The sequence below is a fragment of the Methylobacterium sp. UNCCL125 genome, from assembly GCF_900116795.1.
GTDB lineage: Bacteria > Pseudomonadota > Alphaproteobacteria > Rhizobiales > Beijerinckiaceae > Methylobacterium > Methylobacterium fujisawaense.
The window spans coordinates 14,136-32,841 of record NZ_FPBW01000012.1 but is presented as its reverse complement, the minus strand read 5'-3'; the positions used below and the strand labels follow the sequence as shown (position 1 = coordinate 32,841).

Here is an 18,706-nt window from a genome sequence, read left to right as displayed (position 1 = left end):
GAGCAGGGCGTTCCGGGCCGCGTCCTACGGAGGATCGGCGGGAGGATCGGCAGGAGGATCGCCCGGAGGATCGACGAAGACATCGGATTGATGACGCCGGCCGGTACCCGTGTTAACCGCCCGGCGATTTCACCGTCCGATTGCAGCGCCGCGGCTGAGCCGCGCGACGCGCCGGATCCAGGCCCACTCGTCAGAGCCCGAACGGACGTCCCGTGTCGCACGATTCGACTCCACAGCCCCTCACCGCCGCGCCGGGCACCCCGCTGCGCGGACGCCTTCGGCCGCCCGGCGACAAGTCGATCTCGCATCGGGCGATGATCCTCGGCTTGCTCAGCCAGGGCGAGACGCGGGTCGAAGGGCTGCTGGAGGGCGATGACGTCCTGCGGACCGCCGCCGCCGCGAAGGCGCTCGGCGCGGGCGTCGAGCGCCTCGGGGCCGGACGCTGGCGGGTCCGGGGCGTCGGCATCGGGGGCCTCGGCGATCCCGCCGACGTCCTCGATTTCGGCAATGCCGGCACCGGCTCCCGCCTCATGATGGGCGTGGTCGGTGGGCAGCCGGTGACCGCGACCTTCGACGGCGACGCCTCCCTGCGTTCGCGGCCGATGCGCCGCATCCTCGACCCGCTCACCCGGATGGGCACCCAGGTCCTGGCCGAAGCCGAGGGCGGCCGCGTGCCCCTGACCCTGCGGGGCCCCAAGGAGGCGATCCCGATCACCTACGAGACCCCGGCGGCCTCGGCGCAGATCAAGTCGGCGGTGCTGCTTGCCGGCCTCAACGCGCCCGGCGTCACCACCGTGATCGAGGCGGCCGCGACCCGCGACCACACCGAGCGGATGCTGCGCCTGTTCGGCGCCACGGTCGTCGTCGAGCCGCATGGTCCCGGCGGCCACGGCCGCAAGGTCGCGCTGACCGGCCAGCCGACCCTGCGCGGCACCGATGTCGTGGTGCCGGCCGATCCGTCTTCGGCGGCCTTCCCCCTGGTGGCGGCGCTGATCGTCCCCGGCTCCGACGTGGTCATCGAAGGCGTGATGATGAACCCGCTGCGCATCGGGCTGATTACGACGCTCCTGGAGATGGGCGCGCAGATCGAGCGCGTGGCGGAGCGGGAGGAGGGCGGCGAGACCGTGGCCGACCTGCGCGTGCGCGCGAGCCGCCTGACCGGCGTCGACGTCCCGGCCGAGCGGGCGCCCGCGATGATCGACGAGTACCCGGTGCTGGCGGTGGCGGCGAGCTTCGCCGAGGGCCGGACCCGGATGAACGGCCTGCACGAGCTGCGGGTCAAGGAATCGGACCGCCTCGCCGCCGTGGCGGCGGGGCTGGCCGCCAACGGCGTCCGCCACGCGGTGGAGGGCGACGACCTCGTGGTGGAGGGCGACGGCGCCGCCGCGCCGGGCGGCGGAACGGTCGCGACGCATCTCGACCACCGCATCGCCATGGCGTTCCTCGTCATGGGGCTCGCCGCACGGAACCCGGTCACGGTGGATGACGGCGCGATGATCGCCACGAGCTTCCCGAGCTTCCTTCCGACCATGCAGGCCCTCGGCGGCCGGATCGAGGCGTGACCGGCATGCCGCTCGTCATCGCGATCGACGGACCGGCCGCATCCGGCAAGGGCACGCTCGCCAAGCGTCTGGCCGATCATTACGGCCTGCCGCATCTCGACACCGGGCTCCTCTACAGGGCCGTGGCTATGGCCCTGCTCGATGCAGGCCTGTCGCTGGAGGATGCCGCGGCCGCGGCGCAGGCGGCCCAGGCCCTCGATGCCGGCAAGCTCGACGACCCGCGGCTGCGCGACCGGGCCATGGGCGAGGCGGCCTCGCGCGTCTCGTCCGTGCCGGAAGTCCGGGCCGGCCTGCTCGCCTGGCAGCGCCGCTTTGCCGCCGATCCGCAGGGGGCGGTGCTCGACGGGCGCGACATCGGCACGGTGGTCTGCCCCGGGGCCTCGGTGAAGCTGTTCATCACGGCGTCCTCGGAGGAGCGCGCCCGCCGCCGCCATCGGGAACTGGTCGGCCGCGGCGAGTCGGCGACCTTCGCGACGATCCTCGCCGACATCGAGGCCCGCGACGCCCGGGATGCATCCCGCAGCGCCGCACCCCTGCGCATGGCCGACGACGCGATCCGGCTCGACACCACGGAGCTCGATGCCGACGCGGCCTTCGCTGAGGCCCGGGGCATCGTGGAGCAGAGCCGCGGCGACGCGGATTGAGGGCGGATTGAGGATTGTCCACGTCCCTTATGTTGACCCCCCGGGCCCGCTCACCTATTGCGGACGCGCCGTCCCCGACGGGCCACCGCGATCGGCCCGGGACGCGAGCGCGTAGCTCAGCTGGTAGAGCAACGGACTTTTAATCTGTAGGTCCTGGGTTCGAGTCCCAGCGCGCTCACCACACCCTTGGTGATCCCCATCGGACGCGGCTGACCGGCAACGGCGAACCGCCCGCGGTCGTTGACGGGCATTCCCTTTCAGATTGACGGTGCGTTGCCGATTGCGCTGGCGCTCGCAGAACCTGCGGTGGAACCTCTTTGCGGCGTATTGGGTTGGGCCCCCAACGTAACCGTGAAGGATTCATCGATGCGAAAGCTCGCACTCATCTCCGCCCTGAGCCTCTCCATCGGAGCTCTCGGTGCCACCAGCGCGGACGCGCAGGGCTATGGCTACGGGCGGCATCACGGCTACGGATACGGCCACGGATATCATCGTGGATACGGCCCGCGCCGGGATTACGGCTATCGTCGTCATCGCGGGATCTCGACCGGGGCTGCGGTCGGTCTCGGCATCGCCGGTGCGGCCGCCGGAGCCGTTGCGGCGGGCGCCCTGAGCCGGGGTCCGGGTTACTACGGATCCGGCTACTGAGCCCAGCCACGGATTTTGACGCAGAGCCCCGTTGCCCCCGCGACGGGGCTCTCGCCGTTTTTCACCGCCGCATCGATGGACCGGCCTTTTTCGCCGAGTCGATGATGTAAGGTTTCGGGGCTTGGCGCCATCGTCAGGGGCGGCCGAAACCGACGACGGCGTCCGCGTGATCGTCTCACCGCAGCCAGCGCCGAATCTGTTCGCGGAGGGTCGGGCGGACGGCACGGCGCGCTCGGGCCTCTGCGAAGCGATCGATCTGGATCCTGTCGTTGGGGACCTGACGCAGGAAACGCTCCGCGATCTCGAAGATCACGACATCCGGCCGAACCGCCTCGACATAGCGCCAGTCGATATTCGCCGACCAGATCGCGTGCACCTCGTGGAAGGTCTCGGCCAGCATGGCGGTGAGACGCGCCCCCGGGCTGTAGATGTAGGAATCGCCGAACAGGATCACGCGCCGCTGATCAGGGGCCGTTTTGTTCTGCAGCACGACCCGCGACCCGACGAACAGACCGCGCGGTCGCACGGCGCGTCCGGACTCGCGAACCTCGACCAGCGCGTTCGCGTCGATCCGTTCGGCACGGCGCGGGAAATCGTAAGCCACATACGCTTCGTCGACCGGAGGGACGAGCTTCTCGCCGAGATCGAAGGTGAAGGTCTCGCGGGTGCTGGTGCCGGCAAAGACATGGTCCGCCACCGGTGCGTTCAGGGCTTCGCAGAGGGCGCGATAGGCGATGAGATAGCCGCGATAAGTCCAATGCGTGTCCGTCCGCAGGTAGACCGGCTCGCCGCCCCGGGCGGCAACGAGAGGCGTCTGCAGATCCGCCATCGGAGCTCCGCTGTCGGCGGCGACCGATCGGGCGAGGCGGACGCCCGGCGGGTCGTCGAGCCCCGGAAAGGGGCGGCCGAGCAGGTCGGGATAGATCGCCAGCTTGTCGGGGACGACGGTATGCACGTGGCGGATTCCGAGGGCGTCCAGGCGGCGTGCCCGGTGCCCGATCAGCCGGGTCCAGCGTCTGAGGATCCGTCGCGAGGTCGCGGTGTCGCCGTAGAAGGCCTCCACCTCGCCGGCGCGCCCGACCCAGTACAACCAGCCCTCATGTCCCACGGCCACGCCGCTGCCGCTCGCCTTCACAGGTCGAAGTCCCCCCGCTCCCTGCGACAATCCTCAACGATGCCGCTTGCTTCCGCCTCGACGGATCTGCGCGGGATTGCAACCCCCTGACCCTGAGGGCACGCGCTCGGCACGGGTCTACGGTGGAGATGCCGGCGCGGTGCCGCCCTGCGGTCGTGTCCGGAGTGCAGGGACCCGTAGGCGCCCGGGTGGTCATTTTCGCGATCGGCGGACCTGCGGTGAAACTTTACGCCTCCGCGGCGGGTACTGCCGGGCAGGCGCACGCTTCCGTGCGGCGTTCCGCAAAGGGGCCGGGTCATGTCCGCGCTTGTCACGTTCATCGGTTGCGGCTTGGTTCTCTTCGGTTTCGCAGCCGAGAAGTTCGCCGAGCATCGCTGGCTCGCCGCGAGCCGGCCGGCACCGCTCGACGCCCTGGCCATCCTGGCGCTGACGCTCCCGGCATTCGGACTGATGCTCATGGCGACCTTGGCGACCTGAGCCGGGACGGCGCGTGCCTCAATCGGAATCCGGACCGAACGCCACGCCGACCGTCTGCTCCGTCCGCCAGATCAGGCGAACCGCGTGCCGCGTTTCTGAACTCGTCAACACCAGATCGAACGCGTTCTCGAGCAGCGCCGCCTGCTGGCCGAGGAACTCCAACATCGCGCCGCGATCGGAGATGTTTCTGACCTGACACGGATAACGCGCGCCGTCCCGTTGCTGAGCAAAGGCCAGCAGGGCGGTGGGCTTCCGCTCGGTCGCCCGTCGCTCCGCCAGGGCGCTGTAAGGGCGTGCGGTGCGGGACACGGCCGAGGTTCCTGCCTGGATCCGTTGATGGGCGCGATATCAGTAAAAATGCGCGGTATTTACTAATAGATGATTGATGGTCCCCGATCGTCCGGCAGAAGGACAAGACGTGGCGCGTCTATCGGCGGGAGTTCGCATAATCACCGCGGGCCCTTTCCGGGCGATGGCGGTCCCTTGCCGACCTTGATGAACCTGCCGACCAAGAGGCCCAGCGGGATCGATATCAGGAGCCAAATTCGCAGGAAACGAAGGGCTTTCATGGGTCCGAACCGGTGGCGAAATCCGGCCTGCATCAGATCACATCGGGATCCAGGCACCGAATCCGCAACCCGCCCGGTCGATCGGGGCTGATGTCGCCGCGACGCTTGGCAGAGCCTATCTCGCACCGAGGGGCGGCCGCCCGTCCGGTTCCGGGCGCGGCCGTGCCGTACGGATATCGGAGACGATCATGCGCATCCGCCCTGGCTTGGTCCTGCTGGCCAGCATCGCGGCCGGTCTGCCGCTTTCCGGCGCCGCCGAGGCACCCGGACGGCCGCCGTCAGCCGCGCCTGTCCCCGATCAGCCTTGGCTGCCGACCCTTTCCCGGAGCGTCCAGGGAACCGGCGTGCCGGGGCTGGACGGCGGCCACGTCTTCCTCTGGAACCGGCCGCAGGCCTTCGATCCGGTCTCGACCCTTCGGGTCGACCGGCACGTGCCCGAAGGGTCGGGTGAGGCCACCCACACCTACAAGGCGATCTGGGCGCTCGGCTCCACCGGCCCGCACAATGCCGGCTACGAATGGACGATCACGGGCGAACTGCACAATCGCGCCCTCGCCAGCACCGGGGCACAGAACGTCGCCGTCAATGGCACGATCTTCAAGGAACCGAACGGGTTGGGGCCGGTGGGGCCGTCCTGGGCCGGCAACTTCAATTGCGTCGACATGACCGACGAGGCCGACCCCGTGGCCTCGTGCATCGGCGCCGAGATCGACGTCTCGGCGCAATCGCCGACGACGGATCGGAACCGCCAGCGGGTCGGTCTGCAGATCTCCACCGGCGGCGTGCCGGGGGCCCATACCGGCTACGGCATCCTCATGGGCAATCTCACCGGATCCATCACCGACCGGGCGATCTCGTTCCAGGGGGAGGGGACCTACGGCATCGGGATCGACGCTGCCGCGGCGCGGTTTACCGGCGTGCCGATGCTGCTCGCGGCCGGACAGGCGATCGGGCTCGACGGCAACCGCGACGGCGGCTTCTCCCGCAGCCTCGGCTTCGACGGGCGCGATCTGGTCTACGGCACGGGAGCCGGACCGGTCCTGCGCGTCAGCGACACCGGGCAGATCGAGGCCGCCTCTTTCCGCGAGACACAGCCGCGGCCGCCCGCGAGCAGCCGCGCACCCTGCATCCCGGGGGACCACGCCTGGGACGAGGCCTACGAGTACCGCTGCGTCGCGCCCGATCGCTGGAAGCGCGCGGCGCTCAGCGACTGGTGAGCCGCGCGCCGCGGGGCGTCAGCGATCGAGGATTCGCACCACCGCACGGGTCTCGGGGTCGACGACCACGATCTTGTCGCCCGGCGCCACGAAGTAGCCGAAGCGCCGCAGGCGCGGATTCGGGGCCTCCGTGAAGGGGGCCAGACGCACGTCGGGCGGCACGATGCTGCCGGGACGCAGCGGGATCGATCCGACGATCGGCCCGGGCCCCACGGGTCGGCGCACGATGTAGTCGCGCACCACCACGTCGTCGTCGGGGCCGAACTCGTCGGGGGTCACGATCACCGCCTGCGCGAAGGCGGAGCCGGTGAACAGCGCGGCAAACCCGAGGGCTGCGGCGAGGCTGGCGCGTGTCGACATGTCGGACTCCGTAATGTCCTGGGCCGCCGGAAACATCAGGGTTCGCGCTTCGGTTCCCGGTCGGCGTCGGTCAGCGGCCGACCTGCCCGGCTTCTGCGAGGGGCACCGGCGACCAGCGGGTCAGCTGAACGTAGCCGTCGAGGGCCGCGACCACGACGTGGCGGCGGTGGCGGTGCACCACCGTCCCGGGCGTGTGCGCGTGGCGTTCCGGCCAGCCCTGGGCCTCCGCCACGAACACCCGGGCATCTCCCAGGCGCGCAATCGTCTCAACCGTGCCGAAGGCCCGCACCCGGCGCAGGACCGTCGCGACGTCCTGCCGGAAATCGAGCGTCCGGTCGAAATCGGTGGCACGGGGCCAGTAGGAGCCGTCGCCCTGCGGCTCGGATCTCCGCCATCGTGCGGGCAATTCGCGGCCGAGCGGGCCCGCGGCGAGACGGCGGGCCGCCATCTGGCACTTGGCCAGCAGGGTCTCGTGGCTCTCGTGCGAACTTAAGCCGAAGATATCCTGCGCGAGGATGTCGCCGGTGTCGAAGCCGTCGGCAAGGACATGGGCGGTGACGCCCCAGCTCTCGTAGCGGTCGAGGACGGCGCGGAACAGCGGGTAGGGGCCGCGGCCCGTCGGAAGCGGGGAGGGGTGGATGTTGAGGCCGTAGGCGGCGCGGCCCTTCCAGCCCTTGATGAGCCAGGGATATCCCGCGACCACGAGCGCCCAATCCCGGCCGTGCTCGGCCTGAAGCGCCTCGATATCCCGTTCGCGGATCCGCGACAGCTGGATCGGCAGCCGCAGCGCCCGGGCGCGGGCGACGATGACTTCGTTGTGGTCGTAGATCCCGTCACAGGGGCGGGTGAACAGCTTCACCGGCGTCCAGCCGGCATCCAGCAGTCCCTCGAAGACTCCGCCGAGGAAGTCGATGCCGGCGAACGCGAACTTCATCCTTGCCGCCTGCGACCTTGTGCACGTGGAGGGCGCGGATCCGCCGTCTGCCCGGGAGCGTCCCTCGCCTTACCTTGATCGTGCCAATGCGGGTAGCAAGGGGTTCGGCGTGCGTCGGGTGATCATCTACGGCGGAACCGGAGGCATCGGTCTTGCCACGGCGCGTGCCCTCCGCGCCCGAGGCTACGCCCTGCATCTCGCGGCCCGGGACGCGGATCGCCTGTCTAAGGTCGCCGAGGATCTGGGGGAGACGCGCATCACCGCGGGCGACGTCACCGATCCGGACTTCGCGTCCGCCGTGACCGAGGCGGCGGGCCCGGACCTCGCGGGGCTGGTCTACGCGGTCGGCACCATAAATCTGCGGCCGCTGAATCGGTTGACGCGGGCCGATGTCGAGGGCGACTTCGCCATCAATGCGCTCGGCGCCTTCTCGGCGGTGCAGGCCGCCGCGGGCGCGCTGAAGGCCGGTGCCGGCGCGGCGGGGGCCGGGATCGTCCTGTTCTCGACGGTGGCGGTGGCGCAGGGTTTTGCCGCGCATGCCTCCGTCGCCATGGCGAAAGGCGCCGTCGAGGGCATGGCGCTGTCCCTGGCGGCCGAACTCGCGCCCCAGATCCGCATCAACGTCGTGGCGCCCTCGCTGACGCGCACGCCGCTCGCTGCGGGGATCACCGGCAACGAGACCCTCGCGCAGGGGATTGCGGCCATGCATGCCCTCCAACGGCTCGGGCGTCCGGAGGATGTCGGCGCCCTGGCCGCCTTCCTGGTCTCCGAGGAGGCGGCCTGGATCACCGGCCAAGTCATCGGCGTGGATGGCGGCCGCTCCGCCCTCCGGACCAAGGGCTGAGACGATGGCTGGAAAACGCCGCGGCGCCGCCGCACCGCGCGGCACGCTGCGCTTCGTCCTCGGCGATCAGCTGACGCGCCGGGTCTCGAGCCTCGTCGACCTCGACCCCGAATGCGACGTGGTGCTGATGGTCGAGGTCCGGGACGAGGCGACCTATGTCCGCCATCACAAGCAGAAGATCGCCTTCCTGTTCGCGGCCATGCGCCACTTCGCGGCCGAGTTGGAGGCGGAGGGGATCACCGTCGACTACGTGCGCCTCACCGAGGCGGGCAATACCGGTAGTTTCACCGGCGAACTGGAGCGCGCCGTCGCGCGGCATCGGCCGGAGCGGATCGTCGTCACCGAACCGGGCGAGTGGCGCGTCTGGGAAATGATGCAGGATTGGCGCGAGAGCCTGCCGATGCCGCTCGAGATCCGCGCCGACAACCGCTTCCTGTGTCCGCGTGAGGATTTCGCGAAATGGGCAGACGGCCGGCATCACCTGCGGATGGAGACCTTCTACCGGGGCATGCGGCGTCGGACCGGCCTTCTGATGGATGGCGGCGAGCCCGCCGGCGGCCGCTGGAATTACGATCCCGAGAACCGCAAGTGCCTGCCCAAGGGGCATCGTCCGCCGGACCGGATCGGCTTCCAGCCCGATTCCGTGACGCGCGAGGCCATCGCCCTCGTCGAGGCGGAATTCGGCGACCATTTCGGCGATCTCTCCGGCTTCTCCTGGCCGGTGACCCGGGCCGACGCCCTCGCGGCGCTCCGGCACTTCCTGGCCGAGGCCCTTCCGACCTTCGGCGACTATCAGGACGCAATGAAGACCGGCGCGCCGTTCCTGTACCACGCCCTCCTGTCGCCCGCCCTCAACGCCGGCCTGCTCACCGCCGAGGAGGTCTGCTGGGCGGCCGAGCGCGCCTACCGCGACGGTGCGGCGCCGCTCCACTGCGTCGAGGGCTTCATCCGGCAGATCCTCGGCTGGCGGGAATACGTGCGCGGCCTCTACTGGGCGCGGATGCCCGCCTACCGGGACACCAATGCCCTCGGCGCGCGCCGCGACCTGCCGTGGTTCTACTGGTCGGGGGAAACAGCGCTGAACTGCGTCGCGCAGGTGGTCGCCGAGACGCGCGCCCACGCCTACGCCCACCACATCCAGCGCCTGATGGTGACCGGCAACTTCGCCCTCATCGCCGGCCTCGACCCGGCGCAGGTGGAGGAATGGTACCTGATCGTCTTCGCCGACGCCTACGAATGGGTCGAGTTGCCCAACGTTCACGGCATGGTTCTGTGGGCCGATGGCGGCGTGATGGGCTCCAAGCCCTATGCGGCCTCGGGCGCCTATATCGACCGGATGTCCGATTACTGCGCGTCCTGCGCCTACGACGTGAAGGTCAAGTCCGGGCCCGAGGCCTGTCCGTTCAACTATCTCTACTGGAACTTCCTGATCGAGAACGAGGAGCGGCTGGCCGGCAATCAGCGCTTGGCGATGCCGTACCGGACCCTGCGCGGATTCGGCGACGAGCGCCGCGCCGAGATCCGCCGCGACGCGGCCGCCTTCCTCGATGCCCTCGAGGCCCGGCCGAGCGCCGATCAGAGGGGCGACCAGACCGACAGCGTCACGTAGGGACAAGCCCGGGCCCGGCGCGACTCGGTCTGAAGGCCCACCGACGCGCGGAGGCTGTACCGGCCGAGGGCGAAGTCGGTCCCGTGCAGGCCGAGGCTCCACTTCGCGTAGCCGGTCGCGTCGGTGTAGAGCGCCGCCTCTGGGCCGAGATAGGTCTCCCAGAGGCGATAGCCCCAGGCGAGGCGCGCCCAGAGGCTGTCCCGGGCCGATCCCGCGACGGCGGTCGCCTGAAGCAGCGTCGCAGCGGTCGGACGTGCCCAGACCTCGCCGTGCAGGCGCAGGCCGAAGCGGGTCGGCAGGGCGTCGCGCGTCGGCCCTGCGATCAGCATCTCGCTCGTGGTCTCGAGGCCGGCATAGGCCGCGACCACGCCCCAGTCGAAAAACCATTGATGCCCGGCGAGTGCGGCGGCGGCGACGGTGTACCGTGCGCGGGGACCGTCCGCGCCGCTTTCCGTGCGCCGTCCGCCGCCGACGGTCGCCAGCGCGACGAAACCCTCCTGCGCGAGAGAAGTAAGGCCGACCTTCGCGCCGAGGGTCAGGAACGTGTCGCCGCCCGCGTCGAGGCTGCCGAACAGCAGCGTGTCGATCTCGCTGGCGTGTGCCGTTGAAGAAAAACTCACGATGCCTGCCAGAACAATCAGAGCCGTTGGCCTTCGCGTGTGGATCTTCGGGGCTGTGCGATAGCTTTGCACGGTCGATCCTCCGGCCTGGAAGGATCAGATTAGGATAAAATTAACCGTGTTGCATCGATTGGCGCGATGGCATCCCCGGATTTGTTGGCGCCATGATCCGGAAGCCCGGCAAAAGCGTGCCGCATGTCCGCCGGCGTGCGCTGTGACTTTGGGAATGCTTGGCCGGGCTGCCGGGCGCGGCGCGGTGCGCGGCCACCTGCCGGCCGCCATCGCGCTGTCGCGAATCCGCCGTGCTTGGCGTGCCAGATGTTCTCGGCTAGAGCCCCCGCGGGTTAGCGAAGGTTGGCAGATCCTTGACCTCCGGTGCACGAACGTCGGACGTCCTCACCGTGCTGGCGAGCCAGGAGGGCGAGCGCCTCACCGTGGGCGACATCGTCGCGGTCCTACGGGATCGCGCCTTCGCGCTGCTCGTGGTCCTGCTGGGGCTGCCGAACTGCCTGCCGATGCCGCCGCCGATCCCACTGATCTGCGGCCTGCTCCTGCTGCTCGTGGCGATCCAGATCGCCGCCGGCATGTCGGCACCGTGGCTGCCGCGGATGCTGCTGGGCCGCTCCATCGCCTTGACGGATGTCCGGCGCGCTGTGACCCGCGCGGTGCCGATCCTGCGCCGCCTGGAGCGCTGGTCGCGCCCCCGCGTCAGCGTATTCGAGACCGCGCTCGGCATGCGCGGCATGGGGATCGTCCTGCTGGCCCTGGCGCTGGCGCTGATCGTGGCCGCGCCCATCGTCGGGCAGATCCCGCTCGGTCTCGCCGTCTGCCTGGTCGGGCTCGGCCTCGTCGAGCGCGACGGTCTCGTCGTGCTGGGCGGCCTCGTCATCGGCGTGTTCGGCGTCGCCATCAATGCCGGCTTCGCCTATGCGGTGATCGCCGGGGTTGCCGGGCTCCTCAACCTCTGAGCCTCAGAGGCGGTAGCGGATCTGGTCGGTCCAGAAGCGCTCCAGGCGGCCGAGCGCCTGATTCAGGCGGGCGAAATCGTCCTCGGAGATCCCACCGATCGGCGTGATCGTCCGGGCATGCTTGTCGTACAGCCCCTGGATGATCTCGTGGACCTGACGGCCCTTGTCGGTCAGGCTGATCCGCACGGAGCGCCGGTCCGTCTTCGAGCGGGCATGGTGGAGGTAGCCCGCCTCGACCAGCTTCTTCACGTTGTAGGAGACGTTGGAGCCGAGATAGTACCCCTTGGTCCGCAGCTCGCTCGCGGTCAGTTCCTTGTCGCCGATGTTGTACAGCAGCAGCGCCTGGACGCTGTTGACGTCCTCGCGGCCGCGGCGCTCGAACTCGTCCTTGATCACGTCGAGCAGGCGGCGGTGCAGCCGTTCCACGAGGTGGAGCGCCTCCAGGTAGGAGCCCTTCGCGCCCAAGCCTTCCTCGGGAGCTTCGATCTGCGCGACTCGGGCGTTCTGGGTCTTCATCTCTGCCTCGCCATCCGATGATCCGGCACCCGTTCGATGCGGCGCCGTTGATGATGGCTAAGCTAGGGCTCGGGAATGAAAGGCGATTTAAGCGACAGGATGAATTCGCGATTTACTCTTCGCGGTAAAGACAAACTGAATGAAGATAAGAACGGTTCGTTCACCGTGCTTCCTGCGCCGCCAGCCAGGACAGCAGGAAGTACAACGTCACGACGCAGCCCCCGAATACGAGCAGCGGCACCGATAACGGCAAGAGTTGCGGTGTCAGAACCGCCAGCGTCATCGCCGACGTGACGGCGAGCAGCCAGATGACGCCGCCCCAGGCGCTCGTCAGCCACAGGCCGATCGCCGCGGCGGCATCGATCACCGCGAAGTAGACGATGGCGGATTGGCGGCCGAAGGGCTCGGCCTCGAAGGGGCGGACCCCCGGCACGACGTCGAGGATGGTCGCCCAGGCGAAGACGCTCTTGAGCAGCCAGACGAGGGCCGTGAGCCGCATGAACCAGATCAGCACCGTATCCCACGTGCCGGGTGCCGGCCCCTGGACGCGCTCGATCCGGTCGCTGGGGATCCCCCCGGGCCGGGGCGTCCTGCGCCGGATCGGAAAATAGCCGGGCACTATCGGTGACTCGCGGAGATGATGGGCCGGCTCATGGACAGGGAACAGGATCCTGGTCTTCGGGAACGCAACGCGCCGGGTTGAAGCCGTTCCGCCCTCCTGCGTCAACGGTCGGGTTTCACCGCACAGGTCCGGTGTGGTAGTCGAACGCCTCCGGCGCAGGGGCGCCGCGCGATCCGCGGCGTGGTCCGCGCGAACGGTAGCGAAGCCGCATGTCAGACACCCTGCCAGAGCCGCGCCCTCTCGCCGTGGAGGCCGCCCGCGAGGGCGCCCGCGTGGAGGGTCTCAAGATCACCCAGCGCCCGCGCCGCAACCGAAAATCGGAATGGTCGCGCCGGCTGGTCCGCGAGCATACCCTGACGGTCGACGATCTGATCTGGCCGATGTTCGTGATCGAGGGCGAGGGCCGGCGCGAGCCGATCGCCTCCATGCCCGGCGTCGAGCGGCTCTCGGTGGACGAGGTCGTCCGCGACGCGGAGCGCGCGGCGCGCCTCGGCATTCCGGCCATCTCGTTCTTCCCCTACACGGATGTGGCGCTGCGCGACCCGACCGGCTCGGAGGCGCTCAACGCCAACAATCTCGTCTGCCGGGCGGTGCGGGCCGTGAAGCGGGCCGTGCCCGAGGTCGGGATCATGACCGACGTGGCGCTCGATCCCTACACCAGCCACGGCCATGACGGCCTGATGAAGGACGGCGCGGTCCTCAACGACGAGACCGTCGCGGTCCTCGTCGAGCAGAGCCTGATCCAGGCCGAGGCCGGCACCGACATCATCGCCCCCTCCGACATGATGGACGGGCGCGTGGGCGCGATCCGCGCCGGCCTCGACAAGGCGGGGTTCCTCGACGTGCAGATCATGGCCTACGCGGCCAAGTATGCCAGTGCGTTCTACGGGCCGTTCCGCGACGCGATCGGCACCAAGGCCGCCCTCGTGGGCGACAAGCGCACCTACCAGATGGATCCGGGCAACTCGTCCGAGGCCCTGCGCGAGGTCCGCCTCGACCTCGACGAGGGCGCCGATTCGGTGATGGTCAAGCCGGGCCTGCCCTATCTCGACATCATCCGCCGGGTCCGCGACGAGTTCCAGGTCCCGACCTTCGCCTACCAGGTGTCCGGCGAGTACGCGATGATCGAGGCGGCCGCCCGGAACGGCTGGCTCGACGGCGACCGCGCGATGGTCGAGGCGCTCCTCGCCTTCAAGCGGGCCGGAGCCGACGGCGTCCTCACCTACCATGCGCCGCGGGTCGCGGAGCGCCTGCGCAGCCATCCGTGACACGCGGGCACCGCTGGCTCCTCGGGGCCGCGGTCGTCGCCGGCTTTCTCGGCGGGCTCGCCGCCTGTCAGGACACCCTGCGCCGGGATCGCGTCGCCACCTGCCGGCGGGCGTTGCCGGCCGTGGCGCCGCAACCTGGGATCCGGCTTCTGCGGGCGGCGCCGGGACCGGCGGCGAATTCGGTCCGGGTCGATTATTCCGACGGGACCCGGTCGCACTGGCTGACCTGCCGGTTCGATGCCGGGACGACCCTCGTGGCCCTCGCCACCGAGGGGACGACCCTGTCGGGGCCCGCGCTCTATATGCTGAGGCGATTCTATCTCGACACGCCGGACGCCGCGGCCGGCGACCCGGCCGGACGGTAAGGCAGTCCTCCGGCCGCGCGAAGCCGAGGCCGGGCAAACGCATCCTCTTGCGGCCTGAGCGGCGCGCACCCACCTTCTCGCCCGCAGCCTCGCTGGCAGGACGCGACATCATGCAGAACCCCCAACCCGGATACGCGCAGCGCTTCGACACGACACCCGGCTATGCGGCGTCGCTGCCGGTTCCGTTCGTGCGGGCGAGTCTCGGCGGCCGGACGGTCGCCTATCTCCTCGATATCCTGTTCATCTTCGGCTTCACGGCCCTGCTGACTTTGCTGATCACCGTGATCGGCGTGGTCACGTTCGGCCTCGGCTGGACCCTGTTCGCGGTGCTGCCGGCGAGCGGCATCATCTATAGCGCGATCACGGTGGGCGGGTCGAAGCAGAGCACGATCGGCCAGCGGTTGATGGGCCTGCGCACCATCGCACCCGAGAGCGGCGCGCGGGTCGACGTGATCACGGCCGCGGTCCACGCGCTGTTGTTTTACGTGGCGATCTCGACCTTCCTGCTCTGGTGCGTCGACATCGCGTTCGGCCTGATGCGGTCGGACCGGCGTCTCGGTCACGACCTGCTGCTCGGCCTCGCCGTCGTCCACGCCCGCTGAGCGTCGAACCCGGCGATGAAAATCTGACGGTGCGACCGGTCGGGCCATTGAGCCTCGGCCGGTCGCCTGTACATTGACATGCCGGCGCCGAGAGGACGAACCCGGCGCAGGGCCTGTGAGAAGCGTGACCAGCCATCCGCGCGACACACCGCAATTCTACCTCACGGCCCCCTCGCCGTGCCCGTACCTGCCGGGACAGGAGGAGCGGAAGGTCTTCACCCACTTGGTCGGGCGGCGCGCCCGCGACCTCAACGAGATCCTGACCCAGGGCGGCTTCCGTCGCTCGCAGACGATCGCCTACCGTCCCGCCTGCGAGACCTGCCGCGCCTGCATCTCGGTGCGTGTCGTGGTCGATGAATTCGTGCCGAGCGCCAGCCAGAGACGCATCCTGGCGCGGAGCGCCGACTGGATCGGCACGCCGGAGCCGAACCGGCCCGCCTCGGAGCAGTATGCCCTGTTCCGCCGCTACCTCGACGCCCGCCACGGCGACGGCGGCATGGTCGACATGACCGTGCTCGACTACGCCATGATGGTCGAGGACAGCCACGTCGACACGCATCTGGTGTCGTACCGGCGGCACGGGCCGGACACGGCGGTCACCGGCCGCGGCTCCGGGCCGCCGCTCGCCTTCTGCCTGACGGACGTCCTCTCCGACGGGCTGTCGATGGTGTACTCGTTCTACGATCCCGCCGAAGCCGCGCGCTCCCCCGGGACCTTCATGATCCTCGACCATATCCGCCGGGCCCAACGGCTCGGCCTGCCGTATCTCTATCTCGGCTATTGGGTCGAGGGGTCGCGGAAGATGGACTACAAGTCCCGTTTCCGCCCGCAGGAGCGCCTGATGGGCCAGGGCTGGGTGCGGATCGACTGATCCCGCTGTTGCCGACGGTCCACATCCGTTGCCGTCCCGTCATGGCCGATGCGCATTGAGCGGCCGGGCCGGCGCATGCTACCGGCCTCGCACGCAATACGGACCGTGCCGAGGCCCCCATGATCCCCCGCTACAGCCGCCCCGCGATGACGGCGATCTGGTCGCCCGAGAGCCGCTTCCGGATCTGGTTCGAGATCGAGGCCCACGCCACCACGGCGCTCGCCGAGATCGGCGTCGTCCCGAAGGAGGCGGCCGAGACGATCTGGGCCAAGGGTAAGGACGCGGTCTTCGACGTCGCCCGCATCGACGCGATCGAGGCGGTGACGAAGCACGATGTCATCGCCTTCCTCACCCATCTCGCCGAGATCGTCGGTCCGGAGGCGCGCTTCGTCCACCAGGGCATGACCTCGTCGGACGTGCTCGACACCTGCCTCAACGTCCAGTTGGTGCGCGCCGCCGACATCCTGATCGCCGACGTCGATTCGCTCCTCGCCGCCCTCAAGACCCGGGCCTTCGAGCACAAGCTGACCCCCACCATCGGCCGATCGCACGGCATCCATGCCGAGCCGGTCACCTTCGGGCTGAAGCTGGCCCAGGCCTATGCCGAGTTCGAGCGCAACCGCCGCCGCCTCGTCGCGGCCCGCGAGGAGGTTGCCACCTGCGCCATCTCCGGGGCGGTCGGCACCTTCGCCAATATCGACCCGCGGGTGGAGCAGTACGTTGCCGAGAAGATGGGCCTGACCGCCGAGCCGGTCTCCACCCAGGTGATCCCGCGCGACCGGCACGCGATGTTCTTTGCCACCCTCGGCGTCGTCGCCTCGTCCCTGGAGCGCCTGGCGATCGAGATCCGGCACCTGCAGCGCACCGAGGTTCTGGAGGCGGAAGAGTTCTTCTCCGAGGGGCAGAAGGGCTCCTCGGCCATGCCGCACAAGCGCAACCCGGTCCTCACCGAGAACATCACAGGCCTCGCCCGGATGGTGCGCGGCTACGTCACCCCGGCGCTGGAGAACGTCGCCCTCTGGCATGAGCGCGACATCTCGCACTCCTCCGTCGAGCGGATGATCGGCCCCGACGCCACCGTGACCCTCGACTTCGCTCTGGCCCGCATGACCGGGGTCATGGAGAAGCTGCTGGTCTACCCGGCCAACATGCAGAAGAACCTCGACCGGCTCGGCGGCCTGATTCACTCGCAGCGCGTGCTTCTCGCGCTCACCCAGGCCGGCGTGTCCCGCGAGGATTCCTACCGGCTGGTCCAGCGCAACGCGATGCCGGTCTGGCGCGGCGAGGGCGATTTCCTGGCCCTGCTCAAGGCGGACCCGGAGGTCGCCGCAGCGCTCGCGCCCGAACAGATCGAGGCGTGCTTCGATCTCGACTACCACTTCAAGCACGTGGACACGATTTTCGGGCGGGTGTTCGGCGACCGCTGAGCATCCCGCACGATTCCTGCTTGGGCCCGCGACGAACACAGGACAGCTCTCCGTGACCGCTCCCCGCATCGTCTACCTCAACGGCCAGTTCCTCCCCTACGAGGAGGCGCGCGTGCCGATCATGGATCGCGGCTTCCTGTTCGCGGACGGCATCTACGAGGTCTCGGCGATCATCGACGGCAAGCTCGTCGACAACGCCGCGCATCTCGCCCGCCTCGACCGTTCCCTCGGTGAGATCGGCATTCGCAATCCGCACGATGCGGCAAGCTGGGAGCGCCTGCAGACCGAACTCGTCGCCCGCAACGGCGTCACCGAGGGGCTGGTCTACATGCAGGTGACCCGGGGCGTGGCCGAGCGCGACTTCGCCTTCCCGAAGGCCGGCACCGAGCCCACCGTGATGATGTTCACGCAGGCCAAGACCGTGCTCGCCAACCCGCTTGTCGAGAGCGGCGCCCGGGTGATCACCGTCGAGGATCTGCGCTGGAAGCGGCGGGACATCAAATCGGTGGCCCTGCTGGCGCAGGTGCTCGCCAAGCAGCAGGCGGCCGAGGCCGGCGTCGCCGAGGCGTGGATGGTCGAGGATGGCGCGGTGACCGAAGGCTCGTCCTCGACCGCGTTCATCGTCAGCCGCGACCGCGTGCTCGTCACCCGGCCGCTCTCCACGGCGCTCCTGCCGGGCATCACCCGGGCGTCGGTCCTGCGCCTCGCCCAGGAGGCGGATCTGCGGATCGAGGAGCGGCTGATTCCGGTCGAGGAGGCCTACGCGGCACAGGAGGCCTTCTACACCAGCGCCTCGGCCTTCGTGATGCCGGTCATCGAGATCGACGGCCGCGCCATCGGCGAGGGGCGTCCGGGGCCGCTGACCCGGCGCCTGCGGGACCTGTACATCGAGGCCGCGCGTCGGGGCTGAAGCCCATCGGTTGCCCGGATACCGTCCACAGGTGGACCCTCCGGCCTTCCAGGCCCGCAGGAACGGATTCCGTCTCCGACTGTTCCTCCCCGAATTCGTATCCCGAACCGGGGAGGCTCTCATGCCGAAGAAGATCCTGATCGCCGCCTTCGCGGCGACCCTGGCGGCGGTGCCCGCCTTTGCTCAGACCCCCAGCCCGTCTCCGACGCCGCCCGAGCGCGTGCGCCCGAATGCGGATGCGCCGCCGCAGGATCAGTCGCTCAGCGACAAGCTCCAGAAGAACGACGGGGTCATCAAGCCACCGGATTCCGGGACGACCGGGACCGTGGTGAAGCCCGATCAGTCCGGGACCATGCCGGTCATCAAGCCGCACGAACTCCCGGGCCGGACGCCCGGAACCGAGGCCAAGTAGCCGCGCCGGGCCTATCGCCGGACCGCAGAACGGGTCGCCCGTGCGGTGTCTTGCTTGATTTCGCTGGCTGGATCGCGGAAACGGCACACGACGTGCGCCGCCTGCACCCGTGGGCGGCGCCGTCCC

22 protein-coding genes and 1 tRNA gene are annotated in these 18,706 nt (G+C 69.6%); 16 read left to right on the top strand and 7 right to left on the bottom strand.

From position 1 onward, the window contains the following. Window positions 1–212 precede the first annotated feature (212 nt). From aroA to BM396_RS13715, 4 genes are all read left to right on the top strand, one after another. Entirely contained in the window at window positions 213–1,562 is a 1,350-nt protein-coding gene (gene aroA, locus BM396_RS13730; RefSeq protein WP_043381639.1) for a 3-phosphoshikimate 1-carboxyvinyltransferase, read from the top strand. Between the two features lie 5 nt (window positions 1,563–1,567). Then, window positions 1,568–2,206, top strand: coding sequence for a (d)CMP kinase (gene cmk / locus BM396_RS13725; RefSeq protein WP_051044950.1), 639 nt, complete (start codon window positions 1,568–1,570; stop codon window positions 2,204–2,206). A gap of 105 nt (window positions 2,207–2,311) precedes the next feature. Beyond that, window positions 2,312–2,387 (top strand) — tRNA-Lys (locus tag BM396_RS13720). 185 nt (window positions 2,388–2,572) lie between these two features. Next, on the top strand, window positions 2,573–2,854 hold the full coding sequence (locus BM396_RS13715) for a hypothetical protein (RefSeq protein ID WP_043350305.1): 282 nt from the start codon (window positions 2,573–2,575) through the stop codon (window positions 2,852–2,854). 175 nt (window positions 2,855–3,029) lie between these two features. On the opposite strand, the gene BM396_RS13710 is transcribed toward BM396_RS13715, so the two are convergent. Continuing rightward, window positions 3,030–3,968, bottom strand: coding sequence for an alginate O-acetyltransferase AlgX-related protein (locus BM396_RS13710; RefSeq protein WP_244538871.1), 939 nt, complete (start codon window positions 3,966–3,968; stop codon window positions 3,030–3,032). Window positions 3,969–4,286: 318 nt separating this feature from the next. Between BM396_RS13710 and BM396_RS13705 the strand changes: the two genes are divergently transcribed. Then, on the top strand, window positions 4,287–4,466 hold the full coding sequence (locus BM396_RS13705) for a hypothetical protein (protein ID WP_043350277.1): 180 nt from the start codon (window positions 4,287–4,289) through the stop codon (window positions 4,464–4,466). A gap of 18 nt (window positions 4,467–4,484) precedes the next feature. On the opposite strand, the gene BM396_RS13700 is transcribed toward BM396_RS13705, so the two are convergent. Continuing rightward, window positions 4,485–4,775, bottom strand: coding sequence for a PilZ domain-containing protein (locus BM396_RS13700; RefSeq protein WP_043381634.1), 291 nt, complete (start codon window positions 4,773–4,775; stop codon window positions 4,485–4,487). A 448-nt stretch (window positions 4,776–5,223) separates the two neighbouring features. Here BM396_RS13700 and BM396_RS13695 point away from each other — a divergent pair, with 448 nt between their 5' ends. Then, on the top strand, window positions 5,224–6,252 hold the full coding sequence (locus BM396_RS13695; RefSeq protein WP_043381632.1) for a hypothetical protein: 1,029 nt from the start codon (window positions 5,224–5,226) through the stop codon (window positions 6,250–6,252). An 18-nt stretch (window positions 6,253–6,270) separates the two neighbouring features. Here BM396_RS13695 and BM396_RS13690 read toward each other — a convergent pair whose 3' ends face one another. Then, window positions 6,271–6,612 (bottom strand): hypothetical protein, encoded by a 342-nt coding sequence (locus BM396_RS13690; RefSeq protein ID WP_043350294.1) that lies wholly within the window; start codon window positions 6,610–6,612, stop codon window positions 6,271–6,273. Window positions 6,613–6,682: 70 nt separating this feature from the next. Continuing rightward, window positions 6,683–7,546, bottom strand: coding sequence for a formyltransferase family protein (locus BM396_RS13685; RefSeq protein ID WP_043381630.1), 864 nt, complete (start codon window positions 7,544–7,546; stop codon window positions 6,683–6,685). Between the two features lie 109 nt (window positions 7,547–7,655). Between BM396_RS13685 and BM396_RS13680 the strand changes: the two genes are divergently transcribed. Beyond that, window positions 7,656–8,390, top strand: coding sequence for an SDR family NAD(P)-dependent oxidoreductase (locus BM396_RS13680; RefSeq protein WP_043381627.1), 735 nt, complete (start codon window positions 7,656–7,658; stop codon window positions 8,388–8,390). A 4-nt stretch (window positions 8,391–8,394) separates the two neighbouring features. After that, a complete protein-coding gene (locus BM396_RS13675; RefSeq protein ID WP_051976029.1) occupies window positions 8,395–9,999 on the top strand; it encodes a cryptochrome/photolyase family protein in 1,605 nt (534 codons plus the stop codon). On the opposite strand, the gene bcsS is transcribed toward BM396_RS13675, so the two are convergent. Continuing rightward, window positions 9,966–10,619, bottom strand: coding sequence for a cellulose biosynthesis protein BcsS (gene bcsS / locus BM396_RS13670; protein ID WP_244538870.1), 654 nt, complete (start codon window positions 10,617–10,619; stop codon window positions 9,966–9,968). The two genes, BM396_RS13675 and bcsS, sit on opposite strands and share 34 nt — an antisense overlap. Before the next feature lie 365 nt (window positions 10,620–10,984). Here bcsS and BM396_RS13665 point away from each other — a divergent pair, with 365 nt between their 5' ends. Further along, complete coding sequence (locus BM396_RS13665) at window positions 10,985–11,587, top strand: exopolysaccharide biosynthesis protein (RefSeq protein ID WP_210274666.1); 603 nt, start codon at window positions 10,985–10,987, stop codon at window positions 11,585–11,587. Window positions 11,588–11,590: 3 nt separating this feature from the next. Here BM396_RS13665 and BM396_RS13660 read toward each other — a convergent pair whose 3' ends face one another. After that, window positions 11,591–12,103 (bottom strand): transcriptional regulator LdtR, encoded by a 513-nt coding sequence (locus BM396_RS13660; RefSeq protein ID WP_043350258.1) that lies wholly within the window; start codon window positions 12,101–12,103, stop codon window positions 11,591–11,593. Between the two features lie 160 nt (window positions 12,104–12,263). Continuing rightward, window positions 12,264–12,674, bottom strand: a complete 411-nt coding sequence (locus BM396_RS13655; protein ID WP_244538876.1) for a DUF6163 family protein — start codon at window positions 12,672–12,674, stop codon at window positions 12,264–12,266. Between the two features lie 260 nt (window positions 12,675–12,934). On the opposite strand from BM396_RS13655, the gene hemB reads away from it, so the two are divergent. From hemB to BM396_RS13620, 7 genes are all read left to right on the top strand, one after another. Further along, window positions 12,935–13,993, top strand: a complete 1,059-nt coding sequence (gene hemB / locus BM396_RS13650; RefSeq protein ID WP_043350254.1) for a porphobilinogen synthase — start codon at window positions 12,935–12,937, stop codon at window positions 13,991–13,993. After that, window positions 13,990–14,358: a hypothetical protein gene (locus tag BM396_RS13645; protein ID WP_043381617.1), complete on the top strand. Its 369-nt coding sequence runs from the start codon at window positions 13,990–13,992 to the stop codon at window positions 14,356–14,358. The genes hemB and BM396_RS13645 overlap by 4 nt, the downstream gene beginning before the upstream one ends. A 110-nt stretch (window positions 14,359–14,468) precedes the next feature. Next, window positions 14,469–14,960, top strand: a complete 492-nt coding sequence (locus BM396_RS13640) for an RDD family protein (protein WP_043381616.1) — start codon at window positions 14,469–14,471, stop codon at window positions 14,958–14,960. A gap of 124 nt (window positions 14,961–15,084) precedes the next feature. Then, the gene (locus BM396_RS13635; protein WP_043350247.1) at window positions 15,085–15,831 is read left to right on the top strand and encodes an arginyltransferase; all 747 of its coding nucleotides are present in this window, start codon (window positions 15,085–15,087) and stop codon (window positions 15,829–15,831) included. Window positions 15,832–15,950: 119 nt separating this feature from the next. Beyond that, window positions 15,951–17,258 (top strand): adenylosuccinate lyase, encoded by a 1,308-nt coding sequence (purB, locus tag BM396_RS13630; protein WP_043381613.1) that lies wholly within the window; start codon window positions 15,951–15,953, stop codon window positions 17,256–17,258. 52 nt (window positions 17,259–17,310) lie between these two features. Beyond that, window positions 17,311–18,168 carry a D-amino-acid transaminase gene (locus BM396_RS13625; RefSeq protein ID WP_043381611.1) on the top strand — a complete coding sequence of 286 codons (858 nt, stop codon included), beginning with the start codon at window positions 17,311–17,313 and terminating at the stop codon, window positions 18,166–18,168. 121 nt (window positions 18,169–18,289) lie between these two features. Beyond that, on the top strand, window positions 18,290–18,580 hold the full coding sequence (locus BM396_RS13620; RefSeq protein WP_043381798.1) for a hypothetical protein: 291 nt from the start codon (window positions 18,290–18,292) through the stop codon (window positions 18,578–18,580). The last annotated feature ends 126 nt before the right edge of the window (window positions 18,581–18,706 follow it).

Excerpts from the sequence above, each read along its gene's own strand:
- cmk (WP_051044950.1), top strand. The coding sequence starts at position 1,568 with ATGCCGCTCGTCATCGCGATCGACGGACCGGCCGCATCCGGCAAGGGC.
- BM396_RS13715 (WP_043350305.1), top strand. The coding sequence starts at position 2,573 with ATGCGAAAGCTCGCACTCATCTCCGCCCTGAGCCTCTCCATCGGAGCT.
- BM396_RS13705 (WP_043350277.1), top strand. The coding sequence starts at position 4,287 with ATGTCCGCGCTTGTCACGTTCATCGGTTGCGGCTTGGTTCTCTTCGGT.
- BM396_RS13695 (WP_043381632.1), top strand. The coding sequence starts at position 5,224 with ATGCGCATCCGCCCTGGCTTGGTCCTGCTGGCCAGCATCGCGGCCGGT.
- BM396_RS13690 (WP_043350294.1), bottom strand. The coding sequence starts at position 6,612 with ATGTCGACACGCGCCAGCCTCGCCGCAGCCCTCGGGTTTGCCGCGCTG.
- BM396_RS13685 (WP_043381630.1), bottom strand. The coding sequence starts at position 7,546 with ATGAAGTTCGCGTTCGCCGGCATCGACTTCCTCGGCGGAGTCTTCGAG.
- BM396_RS13675 (WP_051976029.1), top strand. The coding sequence starts at position 8,395 with ATGGCTGGAAAACGCCGCGGCGCCGCCGCACCGCGCGGCACGCTGCGC.
- BM396_RS13660 (WP_043350258.1), bottom strand. The coding sequence starts at position 12,103 with ATGAAGACCCAGAACGCCCGAGTCGCGCAGATCGAAGCTCCCGAGGAA.
- hemB (WP_043350254.1), top strand. The coding sequence starts at position 12,935 with ATGTCAGACACCCTGCCAGAGCCGCGCCCTCTCGCCGTGGAGGCCGCC.
- BM396_RS13640 (WP_043381616.1), top strand. The coding sequence starts at position 14,469 with ATGCAGAACCCCCAACCCGGATACGCGCAGCGCTTCGACACGACACCC.
- purB (WP_043381613.1), top strand. The coding sequence starts at position 15,951 with ATGATCCCCCGCTACAGCCGCCCCGCGATGACGGCGATCTGGTCGCCC.
- BM396_RS13620 (WP_043381798.1), top strand. The coding sequence starts at position 18,290 with ATGCCGAAGAAGATCCTGATCGCCGCCTTCGCGGCGACCCTGGCGGCG.